Origin of the sequence: Arthrobacter sp. MW3 TE3886 (genome assembly GCF_041262145.1) — a bacterium.
GTDB lineage: Bacteria > Actinomycetota > Actinomycetes > Actinomycetales > Micrococcaceae > Arthrobacter.
Genome location: NZ_JBGCAN010000001.1, coordinates 499,500 through 514,213, shown reverse-complemented (window position 1 = coordinate 514,213; position 14,714 = coordinate 499,500). Strand labels below are relative to the sequence as shown.

The 14,714-nt window shown below is 69.0% G+C and carries 10 protein-coding genes; 1 reads left to right on the top strand and 9 read right to left on the bottom strand.

All coding sequences use genetic code 11. The features are described 5' to 3' along the window. Window positions 1-12 precede the first annotated feature (12 nt). From ABH915_RS02445 to ABH915_RS02415, 7 genes are all read right to left on the bottom strand, one after another. Window positions 13-1,236: a nitrate/nitrite transporter gene (locus ABH915_RS02445; protein WP_370117388.1), complete on the bottom strand. Its 1,224-nt coding sequence runs from the start codon at window positions 1,234-1,236 to the stop codon at window positions 13-15. 89 nt (window positions 1,237-1,325) lie between these two features. Continuing rightward, on the bottom strand, window positions 1,326-2,171 hold the full coding sequence (narI, locus tag ABH915_RS02440; RefSeq protein WP_370117385.1) for a respiratory nitrate reductase subunit gamma: 846 nt from the start codon (window positions 2,169-2,171) through the stop codon (window positions 1,326-1,328). Window positions 2,172-2,173: 2 nt separating this feature from the next. Then, window positions 2,174-2,794, bottom strand: coding sequence for a nitrate reductase molybdenum cofactor assembly chaperone (narJ, locus tag ABH915_RS02435; protein ID WP_370117382.1), 621 nt, complete (start codon window positions 2,792-2,794; stop codon window positions 2,174-2,176). Then, the gene (narH, locus tag ABH915_RS02430) at window positions 2,791-4,515 is read right to left on the bottom strand and encodes a nitrate reductase subunit beta (protein WP_370117379.1); all 1,725 of its coding nucleotides are present in this window, start codon (window positions 4,513-4,515) and stop codon (window positions 2,791-2,793) included. Before narH ends, narJ begins: the two co-directional genes overlap by 4 nt. Then, complete coding sequence (locus tag ABH915_RS02425) at window positions 4,515-8,225, bottom strand: nitrate reductase subunit alpha (RefSeq protein WP_370117377.1); 3,711 nt, start codon at window positions 8,223-8,225, stop codon at window positions 4,515-4,517. Before ABH915_RS02425 ends, narH begins: the two co-directional genes overlap by 1 nt. An 86-nt stretch (window positions 8,226-8,311) precedes the next feature. Next, the gene (locus tag ABH915_RS02420; protein ID WP_370117374.1) at window positions 8,312-9,061 is read right to left on the bottom strand and encodes a 5-oxoprolinase subunit PxpA; all 750 of its coding nucleotides are present in this window, start codon (window positions 9,059-9,061) and stop codon (window positions 8,312-8,314) included. After that, window positions 9,052-9,942, bottom strand: coding sequence for a hypothetical protein (locus ABH915_RS02415; RefSeq protein ID WP_370117371.1), 891 nt, complete (start codon window positions 9,940-9,942; stop codon window positions 9,052-9,054). The genes ABH915_RS02420 and ABH915_RS02415 overlap by 10 nt, the downstream gene beginning before the upstream one ends. 126 nt (window positions 9,943-10,068) lie before the next feature. Between ABH915_RS02415 and ABH915_RS02410 the strand changes: the two genes are divergently transcribed. After that, window positions 10,069-11,412 (top strand): MFS transporter, encoded by a 1,344-nt coding sequence (locus tag ABH915_RS02410; RefSeq protein WP_370117369.1) that lies wholly within the window; start codon window positions 10,069-10,071, stop codon window positions 11,410-11,412. Window positions 11,413-11,470: 58 nt separating this feature from the next. Here ABH915_RS02410 and ABH915_RS02405 read toward each other — a convergent pair whose 3' ends face one another. Further along, a complete protein-coding gene (locus ABH915_RS02405; RefSeq protein WP_370117366.1) occupies window positions 11,471-13,801 on the bottom strand; it encodes a glycoside hydrolase family 65 protein in 2,331 nt (776 codons plus the stop codon). A gap of 56 nt (window positions 13,802-13,857) precedes the next feature. Continuing rightward, window positions 13,858-14,601, bottom strand: a complete 744-nt coding sequence (locus ABH915_RS02400) for an HAD family phosphatase (protein ID WP_018774857.1) — start codon at window positions 14,599-14,601, stop codon at window positions 13,858-13,860. Window positions 14,602-14,714 lie beyond the last annotated feature (113 nt).

Below are 14,714 nucleotides of genomic sequence, written 5' to 3'. Positions count from 1 at the left end.
GACCGGCGCCGGCTAGGCGGCCGCGACCTTCGCCTTGGGCCGGCCCTGCATGGCGAACACGGTGAAGGCCAGGGCTGCGAGCGCGGTGACGACGAGCAGCAGCAGCCCGATCGAGTAGCTGTGCGTTGCGGCGTCATAGGTGGCACCCATGATCAGCGGCGGGAAGTAGCCGCCCAGGCCTCCGGCCGCGCTCACCACCCCGCTGATGCTGCCGACCTTCCCCTGCGGCGCGAGCACGCCCACCCAGGCGAACACCCCGCCCGTGCCCAGGCCCAGCGCCGCCGCCATGGCGACGAACGTCAGGCCGGCGGGGACGTCGCCGTCGGGCTGCAGGTTCACCACCCAGGCGAGCCCGGCGACGCCGGCGAGCGCGGCGATCACCACGGGTTTGGGACCGACCTTGTCGGCGAGCACGCCGCCCACCGGCCGCGCCAGCACGGCGGCGAGCGCAAACCCCGCCGTTCGGGCGCCGGCCGCGCTGGGATCGAAGCTGTAGACATCCCGGAGGTACGTGGGCAGATACGTGGCGAAGGAAACGAAACCACCGAAGAGGACCGCGTAGAGGAAGCACAACTTCCACGTGACCGGGGTCTTCACGGCGTCGATCAGCTTGGGCATCACGGGCGCGTTGCTGCGGGTCCAGCCCGGTGCCTCCTTCAGTCGGAACCAGATGATGGCGGCCATGACCGCCAGGATCGCGGCGATCAGCAGATGGGTGGGAAAGTAGCCGATTGCGGCGACAAGCCGGGGGTTCAGGAAGGCCGCCAGGGCCGTTCCGCCCATGCCCGCGCCGAAGACGCCGGTGGCGAAACCCCGCCGGGCGGGCTCGTACCAAGCGCTGACGAAGGGGATCCCGACGGCGAAGACGGTTCCGGCGACCCCCAGCAGCACGCCGGCGCCCAGCACCAGGGCGAAGGAGTCGAGGCTGCCGCCGACGGCCACCAGCAGGATCGGGACGATGGAGGCCAGCAGGACAAAGGTGAACATGGCGCGGCCGCCGTACTTGTCCGTCAAGGTGCCGACGACGATCCGCCCCAGCGAGCCGACGAAGACGGGCATGGCCACGAGCACGCCGGTGGTGGCCGGATTGAGGTGCAGGTGCTGGGTGTAGTACGCGCTCAGCGTGGCGATGGAGTTCCAGGCCCAGAAGCACACCACGGAGGTCGAGGTGGCGAGCGTCAGGTTGAGCGCCCGGCCCGCGGGGGCGGCGACGGGCGGGGACACTGCTCCGGCCACGGTGGTCTCCTTCCTCGTTTCAGCAACGCAGTTCAGTAACGCAGTTCAGCAACGCAGTTCAGCAACGCACCTTCGGCTACGGCACGGAGTCACCGGTTCCTGGTGTCCCGGTCACGGGTTCCGACGGCGGACCAGCCCCGCCGCGCGCCGGCCGTGGAGCTCCGGGCGCCGGCAGCGCCGGCTGTGCCTTTGGCCCCGGCCCCGCCGGTGTCCCGGTCCCGGGAGCGGTAGACGATGTAGGGGCGGAAGAGGTAGTGGAACGGGGCCGTAAAGGCGTGGACCAGGCGGGTGAACGGCCAGATCACGAACAGTGCCATGCCCACGAGGGTGTGCAGGTGGAAGGAAAAGGGCGCCGCGGCCATGGCCGCGATGTCGGGCTGGAAGATGAACAGGGATCTGAACCACGGGGCCACGGTCTCGCGGTAGTTGTGTCCGTGCTCGCCCTCGAAGACACTGGCGAGCGTGGTCCACAGCCCGAACACAATGGCCGCGGTGAGCACCACGTACATGGTCTTGTCGTTCCCGGTGGTGGCCATGAAGACCGGTCCGGTGGTCCGGCGGCGGTAGATCAGCAGGAGGATCCCGCCCAGCGTTCCCACCCCGGCGATCCCGCCGACCAGCAGGGCGTTGAAGTGGTAGAACTCCTGGCTCATTCCGGCCGCCTGGGTCCATGCCATCGGGATGACCAGGCCGAAGAAGTGCCCCGCGATCACGGCGAGCAGGCCGAAATGGAACAACGGGGACGCGATCCTCAGCAGTCTGGACTCATAGAGCTGGGAGGACCTCGTGGTCCAGCCGAACTGGTCGTATTTGTAGCGCCAGACGAGTCCGCCGACAAGGACCACCACCATGACGTACGGCAGCACGCCCCACAGCACGATGTCCAGTGCGGAGAGTCCGACGGCGGATCCGGGTTCCGCTTCAAATGCCAGCATGGTCAGGGCCCCTTCACCGGCAGCAGGCGCGGATCGTAGGGGTCCAGGCCCACGGCCTCGGTGGGCGGGCCGTAGCCGGCCATCCGCATGACGGCCTGCTCGTCCGCCGGGGATTTCCCGGGCAGCGTGGCGCAGACGGCCTGCAGGATCCGGGCGTGCGGCAGCCCGTCCCGGAGCAGCCCGAAGCGGAGCATCTCCAGGCTCGCCCGGAAGCGCGTCAGCAGCCCGCGGCCGGCGGCGAGGTCCACCAGCGCGGCGTATTCGAGGACCATCGGGAGGTAGTCGGGCAGTTCGCCGTGGGTGTCCACCAGGATGTCGCTTTGCCGGTAGGTCTTCTTGAAGTTGCCCAGAACCTCGCCGCGGCGCCGGGTGTCCCCGTCCGTCCAGTAGGACAGGTGCAGGGCGTGGCGCTTTCCGAGGTCGAACTCGCGCACATACTGGGACTGGAGCTGGATCGGCGGCGTGGACTCCAGCTGGTCCAGGACCTCCACGAAGTCCGCCGCGGCGCCGGGGAACTCGGCCAGCGCCGCCCGCATCAGCGGGACCCGGCCGGTCAGTTCCTCGTCCGGGTAGGACAGGCACCAGGCCGCGGCGAGGTAGAGGACCTGCTGGCGGCGGGTCATGGCTGCTCCCCCGCCGGAGGGGAGTCCACGGATCCTGCCGGTTTCGGCGGCGGCGGTTTTTCCGGAGGCGGTTTTTCCGGGAAGAGCCCGGAGGGTGCGCCGGTGCCGTCCCAGTTGAGCAGGTTCACCCTGCCGCGCAGGGTGGTTTCGCCGGGTGCGGTGCCGGAGGTCTGCCGGTCGCGGAGGGCGTTGAAGGTTTCCACCGCCACGGGGACGGGCCGGCCGCTGGCTTCGCCGAAGTGGGCCGTATCCTGCATGCCGGGCCCGCCCTCGAAATCGAGTGAACAGCCCATTTCCTCGAGGTCGTGGGCCTGCTCCACGTGGGCCTTCGGGATGACGTAGCGCTCCTCGTACTTCGCGATCGCCATCAGCCGGTACATCTCGTACATGCTCTGGCTGTCCATCCCCACGGCCTCCGGGATGGCGTCGTCCGGGTCGTTGCCGAGGCTGATGCCGCGCATGAAGGAGCGCATGGCCGCGAGCTTCTTCAGCACCGCGGTGACCCGGTCCGCGTCGCCGGCGGTGAAGAGTTCCGCGAGGTACTCCACCGGGATGCGCAGCGCGTCAATGGCGCCGAAGAGGTTGCCGGTGTCCTCGCCGTCGTGCCCCTGGTCGCGCAGCAGATCCACCACGGGTGAGAGCGGCGGCACGTACCAGACCATCGGCATGGTCCGGTATTCCGGGTGCAGCGGCAGCGCCACCTTGTAGACCTTGGCCAGGGCGTAGACCGGCGAGCGCCCGGCGGCGTCGATCCAGTCTTCGGGGATGCCCTGGGCCCGGGCCTCTGCCTGGACGGCGGGGTCGTGCGGGTCCAGCAGCACGTCCATCTGGGCGTCGTAGAGTTCCTGCGGGTCCGTGACCGAGGCCGCCTCGGTGACGGCGTCGGCGTCGTACAGAAACAGCCCCAGGTACCGCAACCGGCCCACGCAGGTCTCCGAGCAGACGGTCGGGAGCCCCACCTCCACCCGCGGGTAGCAGAAGGTGCACTTCTCGGCTTTGCCGGTCTTGTGGTTGAAGTAGATCTTCTTGTAGGGGCAGCCGGTGACGCACTGGCGCCAGCCGCGGCACTTGTCCTGGTCCACCAGCACAATCCCGTCCTCCACCCGCTTGTAGATCGCGCCGGAAGGGCAGGAAGCCATGCAGGACGGGTTCAGGCAGTGCTCGCAGATCCGCGGCAGGTAGAACATGAAGGTTTGTTCGTAGGCGAACTTGATCTTGTCCTCGGATTCCCGCCGCACCTTCTCCACGATCGGGTCCAGGTGGCCGTTCTCGGTGGAGCCGCCGAGGTCGTCGTCCCAGTTCGCGGACCAGGTGATCTTGGTGTCCTCACCGGTGATCAGGGATTTGGGCCTGGCCACGGGGAAGTCGTCGCCCAGGGGCGCGTCAACGAGGGTTTTGTAGTCGTAGGTCCAGGGCTCGTAGTAGTCCTTGAGCTCGGGCTGGACCGGGCTGGCGAAGATCCCGAGGAGTTTCTTGACCCGGCCGCCGGCTTTGAGCACCAGTTTGCCGTGCTTGTTCAGCGCCCAGCCGCCGTGCCACTTCTCCTGGTCCTCGTAGCGGCGCGGATAGCCCTGGCCGGGGCGGGTTTCGACGTTGTTGAACCAGACGTATTCGGTGCCCGCACGGTTGGTCCAGGCCTGCTTGCAGGTCACGGAACAGGTGTGGCAGCCGATGCACTTGTCCAGGTTCATGACCATGCCCATTTGGGCCATGACACGCATCAGTACTGCACCTCCTGGGAACGACGCCGGACGGTGGCCACCATGTCGCGCTGGTTTCCGGTGGGGCCGAGGTAGTTGAACGCGTAGGACAGCTGGGCGTAGCCGCCGATCAGGTGCGAGGGTTTGACCAGCAGCCGGGTCACGGAGTTGTGGATGCCGCCGCGCCGCCCGGTGGCCTCGGACTTCGGCACGTCGATGGTGCGTTCCTGCGCGTGGTGGACGTAGACCACGCCGGCCGGCATCCGGTGGCTGACAATCGCCCGGGCCACCAGGACGCCGTTGATGTTCAGGCACTCCACCCAGTCGTTGTCCTTGACCTCGATGGCCGCCGCGTCGGCGGGGCTCATCCAGACCGTCGGCCCGCCCCGGGAGAGGGAGAGCATCAGCAGGTTGTCCTGGTATTCGGAGTGGATGGACCACTTGGAGTGCGGCGTCAGGTAGCGGACCACCACCTCCATGGCCCCGTCCTGGCCGAGTCGGGGTTCGCCGAAGAGCTTGTGCATGTCCAGCGGCGGCCGGTAGATCGGCAGCGCCTCGCCGATGTCCCGGATCCAGTCGTGGTCGAGGAAGAAGTGCATCCGGCCGGTCAGGGTGTGGAAGGGCTTGAGCCTTTCGACGTTGATGGTGAAGGGGGCGTAGCGCCGCCCGCCCGTTTCGGAGCCGGACCATTCCGGGGAGGTGATCACAGGGACGGGGCCGGCCTGGGTCTGGGCGAAAGTGATGAATTTTTCCTCGGAGCCCTCGGCCAGGTCCGCCAGTTTCCGCCCGGTGCGGAGTTCCAGGTCCTTGAAGCCCTGCACCGACAGCGCGCCGTTGGTGGTGCCGGAGAAGGCCAGGATGGCCTCGGCCATTTTCGCGTCGGTGTCGATCGCGGGGCGTCCGTCCGCGGCGCCGCCCAGCATCACCCCGTTGGAGCGGCTGAGCCGGTCCAGCGCTCCAGCGAGTTTGTAGGTGACGTTCTTGACCGTGAAGCCCAGTTTGTCGGCCAGCGGCCCGACGGCGGCGAGCTTGTCCGCGATGGCGGTGTAGTCCCGCTCCACCACGGAAAAGATGGGCATGTTCTGCCCGGGGACCGCGGGGATGGACGTGTCCCGCCAGTCCCGGACGATCCCGCCGGGCTGGGCGAGCTGGCCGGGGGTGTCGTGCTGCAGCGGCACGCTCACGAGGTCCCGGCGCACGCCGAGGTGGGTTTTGGCCTGCCGGGAGAACTCCTGGGCCAGCAGGTGGAACATGTCAAAGTCCGTTTTGGTCTCCCAGGGCGGGTCGATCGCCGGGGTGAAGGCGTGCACGAAGGGATGCATGTCGGTGGAGGACAGGTCGTGCTTCTCGTACCAGGTGGCGGCCGGGAAGACGACGTCGGACAGGAGCGTGGTGGAGGTCATCCGGAAGTCCGCGGAGACCAGCAGGTCCAGTTTCCCTTCGGGCGCCTGGTCGTGCCACTTCACGTCCCGGGGTTTGAGGCCTTCGGCGTGGTCCTGGCCGAGGACATTGTTGTGGGTTCCCAGCAGGTTCCGCAGGAAGTATTCGTTGCCCTTGGCGGAGGAGCCGAACAGGTTCGAGCGCCACAGCACGAGGGTCCGCGGCCAGTTCTCCGGGGCGTCCACGTCCTCGATCGCCGGGTTCAGGGCGCGGCTCTTCAGGGCATCGGCGATGTAGCCGGGTGTGTTCGTCGCGGTGCCGGCGGCGACAGCCGCCTCGGCCTCGTCCGCGAGGTCCAGCGGGTTCCGGTCGAACTGCGGGTAAAACGGCATCCAGCCGAGCCGGGCGGACTGGGCGAGGGCGTCCGCGGTGTGCATGCCGTCCAGGGCCCCGGTGGAGAGCGGGGACTTCAGCGCATCCGCGGAGTAACCGTCCTGCCGCCACTGGTCCGTGTGCATGTACCAGTAGCCGGTGCCGATCATGGTCCGCGGCGGCCGGGACCAGTCCAGGGCATTGGCCAGCGACAGCCAGCCGGTGACCGGCCGGGTCTTTTCCTGGCCGACGTAATGCGCCCAGCCGCCGCCGTTGCGGCCCATGCAGCCGGTCAGCATCACCAGGGCCAGCACCGCCCGGTAGGTGGTGTCGCCATGGAACCACTGGCAGATCCCGGCACCCATGATGATCATGGACCGGCCCTGGGACTGTTCGGCGTTGCGGGCGAATTCGCGGGCCACCCGGATGCAGGCCTGCGCCGGGACGGAGGTGATCTCCTCCTGCCAGGCCGGCGTGTAGGGTGTCGCGGCGTCCTGGTAGCCGGCGGCCCAGTCTCCCGGGAGCCCGTCGCGGCCGACCCCGTACTGGGCCAGCATCAGGTCGAAGACGGTGGTGACCAGTTGGCCTTCCACCTCCAGGACGGGCACGCCGCGCCGGAGCACGCTGCCGTCCCCGCCGGCGTCCTCGAAGCACGGCAGCAGGATCTCCGCGCTTTCCGTTGATACTTCCCGGAGGGACAGCGCCGGTTCAATCCCCTCGAGGTCCAGGTTCCACTTGCCCTCGCCGCTGTCTGAGTAGCGGAAGCCCAGGGAGCCGTTGGGGACCGCCGGCAGCCCGGTCTTCTTGTCGAACAGGACGGTGCGGAACGCCGCATCCTCGGCCCCGGCAGCGGCCGGGAGGTCCCGGGCGGTGAGGAACTTGGCCGGGGTGAGGGAGCCGTCGTCGCGCCGTTCGAGCCGGACCAGGAACGGCAGGTCGGTGTACTGGCGGACGTAGTCGACGAAGAACGGCACCTCACGGTCGACGAAGAATTCCTTGAGCATGACGTGCCCCATCGCCATGGCCAGCGCGGCGTCGGTTCCGGCCTGTGCGGGGAGCCATTCGTCGGCGAATTTTGTGTTGTCCGCATAGTCCGGGCTGACCGTGACCACCTTGGTGCCGCGGTAGCGCACCTCGGCCATCCAGTGCGCGTCCGGGGTGCGGGTCACCGGGACGTTGGAGCCCCACATCATCAGATACCGGGCGTCCCACCAGTCCCCCGATTCCGGGACGTCGGTCTGGTCCCCGAAAACCTGCGGGCTGGCCACAGGGAGGTCGGCGTACCAGTCGTAGAAGGACGTCATCACCCCGCCGATCAGCTGGATGAAGCGGGTCCCCACGGCATGCGAGACCATGGACATCGCCGGGATGGGCGAGAAGCCGGCACAGCGGTCCGGGCCGTAGGCCTTGATGGTGTTCACGTGCGCGGCGGCGGCGATTTCGACCGCCTCCTGCCAGGAGACACGCACCAGGCCGCCCTTGCCGCGGGCCTGCTGGTAGCGGCGGCGCCGCTCAGGGTCGCCCACGACGTCGGCAAAGGCCAGCACCGGGTCACCCAGCCGGGCCTTGGCCTCGCGGTACATCTCGACGAGGACGCCCCGCGCATACGGAAAACGCACCCGGGTGGGAGAATAGGTGTACCAGGAGAAGGCCGCGCCGCGCGGGCAGCCCCGCGGCTCGTATTCCGGGCTGTCCGGGCCCACGGAGGGGTAGTCGGTCTGCTGGGATTCCCAGGTGATGATGCCGTCCTTGACGTACACCTTCCAGGAGCAGGAGCCGGTGCAGTTCACCCCGTGCGTGGACCGGACCACCTTGTCGTGGCTCCAGCGGTCCCGGTAAAAGATGTCGCCCTTGCGGCCACCCTCGCGGAACACCGCCCTGCCGTCCTCGGTCTGGTCCCATTTCGTAAAGAATCGGCCCAGTTTCAACATTGCATCCGAGGCGGGTCCGTCCAACCCCGCGGCGCCTCCGGCAGTCATGCCCTCAAGCTAAGGGGCACCTTCCGGGCCGGATAGGGCCTTAGGACACTGGGGCAGCCCCGGGCCCGCGGTTCAATGCCCGCGGTTCAGGCGAAGCTCTCCAGCTCGACGCCGGCGGCCTCCAGCGCCGCACGGATCGCCGCCGCCGTGGCAACTGAGCCGGGCGTGTCCGCCCGCAGGCACAGCGAGTGCGGCTCGATCCGGAGCACGGTGCCGTCGACGGCCTCGACTTCGCCCTTCGTGGCGAGCCTGACCGCCCGCTCGGCAACCTGTCCGGCGTCGAGGATCAGGGCCCCTTCCTCCGTGAGCGGCACGAGAGTGCTGTCGGGGAAGTAGGCGCGGTCCGCGAAGGCCTCGGAGAAAACGGGGTGCCCGGCTTCCTTGGCGATTTCCAGCAGGGCTGAGCCGGGGAAGCCGAGGACGGGCAGCCCGGGATCGTAGGCCTGGATGGCGGCGATCACGGCGGAGGCCTGCTCGGCGTCATGCACGGTCCGGTCGTAGAGCGCCCCGTGCAGCTTGACGTAGTCCACCGAGGCGCCCACGGCATGGGCGACGCCGTCGAGCGCTCCGAGCTGGTAGAGGACGGCGCCGAAGAGATCGTCAAAGGTCATGTCCAGCGAGCGCAGGCCGAAGCCGGCCAGGTCCGGGTAACCGATGTGGGCGCCGACGCTGACGTCGAGTTCGTACGCCGCCCGGCAGGTGTCCAGCATCGTCACGGGGTCGCCGGCGTGCATTCCGCAGGCCACACTGGCGCTTGTGACCAGCGGAAACATCGCGGCGTCGTCGCCCTTGGTCCATGTCCCGAAGGACTCCCCCAGGTCAGTGTTCAGATCCAAAACGTGCCGCCGTCCTTCCTTGAAGTCTTCGGCGCGCCGCTGCCCAGGGTGCCGCTGCCCGGGGCTGAATCCGGCTGCGCGTCCAGGGACGTGTCGTAGAGCGCGGCCGGCCCGGTGGTGTCAGCCAGGGCCTGCAGTTCGCCCGGGATCGTGTCCGGGAGGGGCCCGAACGCTTCCTTGGCGTTCGCGACGACGGCGCGGCCCATCACACGGTTGCCGACTCCGCCGACGACCGCGCCGACGCCGAAGGGCAGGGCACGGCCAAGCAGGGCAGTGCCCTGGGTCTTGAGCAGGGAGCGCAGGAACATCGTCTGGATCTTGGCCCGCACGGTGCCGAAGCCGGCGAGGGGCATGCTCCGGGTGAAGGCCGTAGTCCAGGCCTGCGACGGCCCCCTGCCCCGTCCCGCCGCTTGCCCGCTCAGCGAGCTCAGCAGCTGTGTGCCTTCCTCGCCGAGCATGATCGCCATCACCAGGGTGCTGGCCCTGTCCGGATCCACCATCCGGACGCCGTGCAGTTCAGCAAGCGCCGTGGAATACAGGGCGGTGGCTTCGAGGAACCCGACGGCCGCGGCGGCCGAAAGACCGAGTGCTGCCGCTGTTCCGACGCCCGGAATCACCGCCGCCCCGCCGACCAGCGCACCGCCGCCGGTGACGGCGAGCAGGTAGTCGCGCTCCAGGATGGCGGCGAGCTGGGCCGCCGTGGCCTGCGGGTGCCTGCGCTGGAGCCTGCGGATATTGGCCAGCACCAGGGGCCGCTGGACTTCAACCGCCCGCAGGAGCACCTTGTGGAGTCCGGGCCGGGGCCGGCCGGCGGCGTCGAACATCGCACTGTGGGCTGTTTGCTGGGCAACCTTCATTGCCGGGTTGCTGCGCTTGGCCATGATCGCCTCTCGTCGGAACCAAAAAAGTAAGTTCACTTAACACTAGGGCACGGCCCGGCAGGCGGGTCGCCGATGGACCCCGGAGTGTTCCAGCCCGGCCGCGCGGCTGGCTACTAGACTGGGCCCATGCCCGCCCTGCGAGCCCTCCGCCCCTTCGCGCACCGGGAGTACCGCGTGCTGATCACGGCGCTGGCCATCTCCATCTTCGGTTCCGGGATGTGGGCCGTCGCGATGGTCTACGAGGTGATCCACCTGGGCGGCGGACCGCTGGAGCTCTCGATCGTGGCCGCGGCGGGCAGCGTCGGGCTGGTGACGTTTCTGCTGGCCGGCGGCATCGCCGCGGACCGCGTACCCCAGCGGCTCCTGATCATCGCCGTCGAGGGCGCCAACCTCGCCGTCGTTGCCACTGTCAGCGGGCTTGCCATGGCCGGCTTGCTCGAGCTGTGGCATCTGGCCCTGGGGGCCTTCGTGCTCGGCGTCGGGGCCGCGTTCTTCTTTCCCGCCTACTCCGCCATCCTGCCGCGGATCCTGCCGCCCGAGGACCTGCTCGCGGCCAACGGCCTGGAGGGGACCATGCGGCCGCTGTTGCAGCAGGCCGCAGGACCGGCCGTTGCGGGCATCCTGGTGGCGGCCCTGTCCCCTGCCTACGCCGTCACCGGTGTTGCGGCCTGCCACCTGCTGGCCTTCGCCATCCTGAACCTCCTCCACCGCCAGCCCGCGGCAGGGGCGGAAGTCCAGGATGGACCAAGCCAACGGGCCAAGACGTCCCTGCGCCACGATCTCCGCGAGGGCGTCAGCTACACCGTCCGGACGCCCTGGCTGCTGTGGACCCTGCTCTGGGCGTGCATTTCGGTGCTGTTCCTGATCGGCCCCATCGAGGTCTTGGTCCCGTTCGTGGTCCGGGACCAGCTCGGCGGGGACGCGCGCATGTTCGGCTTCCTGCTCGCCATCATGGGCGTGGGCGGCGCCGCAGCCTCGCTGGCCACGGCTTCTTTTCCGCTTCCCCGCCGCTACCTCACCGTGATGATGGTGTCCTGGGGCGCGGGAAGCCTGCCGATCGCCGCCGTCGGAATCATGGACAGTTTCTGGGCCGTGGCCGCCGCCCTTTTCATCTTCGGCGCCACCGGCGGCGTGGGCATGGTGATCTGGGGAACCTTGCTCCAGCGCCGGGTGCCGCCGCATCTGCTCGGCCGCGTCTCAAGCCTGGACTTCTTCGTGTCCCTGGCCCTCATGCCGGTCTCCATGGCACTGTCCGGGCCGGCCGCCGAGGTGTTGCCGCTGTGGCTGATCTTCCTCGTCGCCGGGACCGTGTGCCCGGTGATGGCCGTCGTCGCGATGGTGGTGGCGCGGATGCCGGCCGATGAACTGGCCCACCCGCTCGCCGACGGTGACGACTTCGCGGATGCCACGGCCCCTGCCGAATCCTCCGGGTCAGGGCAGCCCGGCCCAGAGCAACGCGGGGTCATTTAGCGCCCATGTCCGGGGGGATTATGGGCTGTAAGTGACCCCGCGTTGGTTTGGCGGCGGTTCAGACTGCGGCGCGCACCACCGGGATCGACGACGTCGGAAGGCCGCTGGGGAAGATGGTCGGTTCCGGGGCGGTGACGGGCGCCAGCGGGACCCGGACCGGGCCGCCGTCGACCGTGAGCAGTTCCCCGCGCACGTCGACCTGCAGCGGCGCGCCGTCACGGACGGTCAGGCTGATCGAATCCTGCTCGAGCCCGACGTGCAGGAGCCTGCCCTGGATCTTCAGATGGAACTCAAGTCCGTCCCATTCGGCAGGCAGCCGCGGATCGAAGTACGGCACCGCACCCTGGTCCCGCAGCCCGGCGAAGCCGCTGACCAGCGAACTCCACACCCCGCCGGTAGAGGCGATGTGGACGCCGTCGATCGTGTTGCCGTGGGTGTCGTCGAGGTCGATGAACAGGGCGTGGGTGAAGTGGTCCAGTGCGGCCTTGCCGTAGCCGACCTCGGCCGCCATGATGCCCTGGACGCAGGCGGACAGCGTGGAGTCGCCGGTGGTGATGGGGTCGTAGAAATCGAAGGCGCGGCGCTTTTCCTCGGCGGTGAAATCCTGCCACTGCAGGAACATGGCCAGCACGGTGTCGGCCTGCTTCAGGACCTGGTGCCGGTAAATCACCAGCGGGTGGAAGTGCAGCAGGAGCGGGTACTTGGACCGGGGCGTGGTCCAGTCCCACGGTTCCAGGGTCATGAAGTCGTTGTCCTGGGAGTGGACCTGGAGGTCCTCGTCGTAGGGCAGCTGCATGCGGTTGGCGGCCTGCTCCCAGAGCTGGCGTTCGGCGTCGTCGATCTCGGGGTGGTCCAGCGCCGCCGCGGCGCGCAGGTTGAAGCGCGCCATGACGTTTGTGTACAGGTTGTCGTTGACGACGGCGGTGTACTCGTCGGGGCCTGTGACGCCGTGGATGTGGAACAGCCCGTCCTTGCCGAAGAAGCCGAGCGAGACCCACATCCGGGCGGTCTCGATCAGCAGATCGGAGCCCAGGGTGGCCTGGAACTCGGTGTCCCCGCTGGCCCAGATGTACCGGTTGGTCGCGAAGGCGATCGCGGCGGCGATGTGGAACTGCGCGGTGCCGGCCGCGTAGTAGGCGCTGGCCTCGAGTCCGTTGATGGTGCGCCAGGGGAAGAGGGCGCCGTCAACGCTGAGCTCCTTGGCGCGGATCTTCGCCTCCGGCAGGAGGTCGTGCCGGAATTCCAGGACCTGGCGGGCGTTGCCCGGGTTCGTGTAGGTCAGGTAGGGCAGCAGGTACACCTCCTGGTCCCAGAAGTAGTGGCCGTCGTAGCCGGAGCCGGACACGCCCTTGGCCGGGATGCCGGCCACATCGGCGCAGGCCGTGGCCTGCGCGAGCTGGAAGAGGTTCCAGCGCACGCCCTGCTGGAGCTCGGTCTGGCCCGCCAGGACAATGTCGCTCGTGCTCCAGTAGTCGCGGTAGTGGTCCGCGCTCTGGGCGAAGATCTCGCTGACCGGTTTGAGGCTGGCTTCGGCGCTGTCGGCGAGGTCCTCGGCGGCCTGGCCCACGGCGTAGCTGACGCTCTTCTCCAGCACGAACGGTGCGTCCGCGCTGACGGCGAGCACGTAGCGGACGCTGCTGTCGTCCTGGTCCACCTGGGTGTCGAACGGCTGCACGCCGGCCGAGGTCCAGTGATCCACGGCCATCCCGAGCCGCTGCTTGGATTCCGAGGCTTCCCAGGACAGGCGCAGGGAGCCGTCCCCGCCGTCGAGCCGCAGGGGCAGCAGCACCCGGCCGGCGTGGCGGCCGGCGCGGCGCGGATCATGGGCGGAGTGGTCCTCCACCGGCTGGTCCTGGCGGTTGATGACCGAGGACGTGACGTCCGCGGAGATATCCCGGTCGGCCGCCACTTCGAGGCTGATGCCCAGCGCGCCGCGGGACGCGTAGCCGACGGCGCGCCGTTCGGTGGTGGTCACGGTCGCACCGGAACGGCACTGCCAGGTGATCCGGCACTCATAGATACCCGTGGCGAAGTCCACCGAGCGGCGGTAGTCCAGCACAGTGGACTCATCCAGGCTCAGCGGCTCGCCGTCGATGATGACGGTGAAGTTGTTGGCATCCGGGACATAGAGGATCCGCTGGCCGGTGCGGGCGAAGCCGTACGCGTTTTCGGCGTGCTTGATGTCCCAGGTCTCGTGGAAGCCGTTGATGAAGCTGCCCGGAAGTTCGGCGTCCGCTGCACCCCAGTGCGCGCCGCGGATGCCCAAGTGCCCGTTGCCGAGGCTGAACAGGGTCTCCAGGGTGCCGGCATTGCCGGGGAGATGGACGGTCTCGACCAGCTGCCAGGGATCGTTGGGGAACCGGGCGCGGTCCGAGGTGATGAGAGCCATGGTTTAGGGGATTCCTTCGGCGGGAGGGGGCTGGGCGGTGGGGTGAGCGGTCCGGGCTAGAGCAGTTCGGCGAGGTCGTTGACCACGACCGTGGCGCCGGCGTCGAGCAGGGTCTGCCGGCCGGCGCCGCGGTCGACGCCGATCACCGAGCGGAAGTCTCCCGCGCTGCCGGCCTGGACGCCGGAGACGGCGTCCTCCACCACGACGCACTCCTGGCTCGGCAGGCCCAGAAGCCGCGCGGCGTATTCGTAGGTGGCCGGGCTGGGCTTGCCGGGCAGCCCCTCGGCGACGGCGACGACGCCGTCGACCACCACCGGGAAATAATCGGACAGGCCGGCGGCCTTCAGCACGGCAGGGGCGTTGCGGGAAGAGGAGACGACGGCGAGCTTGAGCCCGCGGGCCAGCGCGGCCTCAACCAGCCGGACGGAGCCCTCGTAGGGCTGGACTCCGCCGGCCTCGACGATGTCATTGAAGACCTTGTTCTTGCGGTTGCCGAGTCCGTGGACGGTGTCATGCGCGGGCTCGTCGTCCGCCGGGCCCTCGGGCAGCACAATCCCGCGGGAGGCCAGGAAGTCCCGGACGCCGTCGAACCGCGGCTTGCCGTCGATGTGGTCGAAGTAGTCGCTCTCACGGTACGGCGCGGCCCCGGGGACCGAGGCCAGGAAGCCGTCGAAGAGCTGCTTCCAGGCGTGCTCGTGCACCACAGCGGTGGGGGTCAGGACGCCGTCGAGGTCAAAAAGGATGGCGGATGCACCGGAGAGCGCACCGGCGAGGCCGGAGGTATCGGGAACTACAGTCATGAGGCGAGGTCCTTTCAGACAACGGGCAGGCAGGACGGTCTGGTCAAAGTGATGGTGGTCTGGCAGTCAGCTCAGGGCTGCTCTGCTTGGGGGCTGCTCTGTTTGGGCGCCGT

Coding starts and splice junctions, on each gene's coding strand:
- narI (WP_370117385.1), bottom strand. CDS start 2,171: ATGCTGGCATTTGAAGCGGAACCCGGATCCGCCGTCGGACTCTCCGCA.
- narJ (WP_370117382.1), bottom strand. CDS start 2,794: ATGACCCGCCGCCAGCAGGTCCTCTACCTCGCCGCGGCCTGGTGCCTG.
- narH (WP_370117379.1), bottom strand. CDS start 4,515: ATGCGTGTCATGGCCCAAATGGGCATGGTCATGAACCTGGACAAGTGC.
- ABH915_RS02425 (WP_370117377.1), bottom strand. CDS start 8,225: ATGACTGCCGGAGGCGCCGCGGGGTTGGACGGACCCGCCTCGGATGCA.
- ABH915_RS02415 (WP_370117371.1), bottom strand. CDS start 9,942: ATGGCCAAGCGCAGCAACCCGGCAATGAAGGTTGCCCAGCAAACAGCC.
- ABH915_RS02410 (WP_370117369.1), top strand. CDS start 10,069: ATGCCCGCCCTGCGAGCCCTCCGCCCCTTCGCGCACCGGGAGTACCGC.
- ABH915_RS02405 (WP_370117366.1), bottom strand. CDS start 13,801: ATGGCTCTCATCACCTCGGACCGCGCCCGGTTCCCCAACGATCCCTGG.
- ABH915_RS02400 (WP_018774857.1), bottom strand. CDS start 14,601: ATGACTGTAGTTCCCGATACCTCCGGCCTCGCCGGTGCGCTCTCCGGT.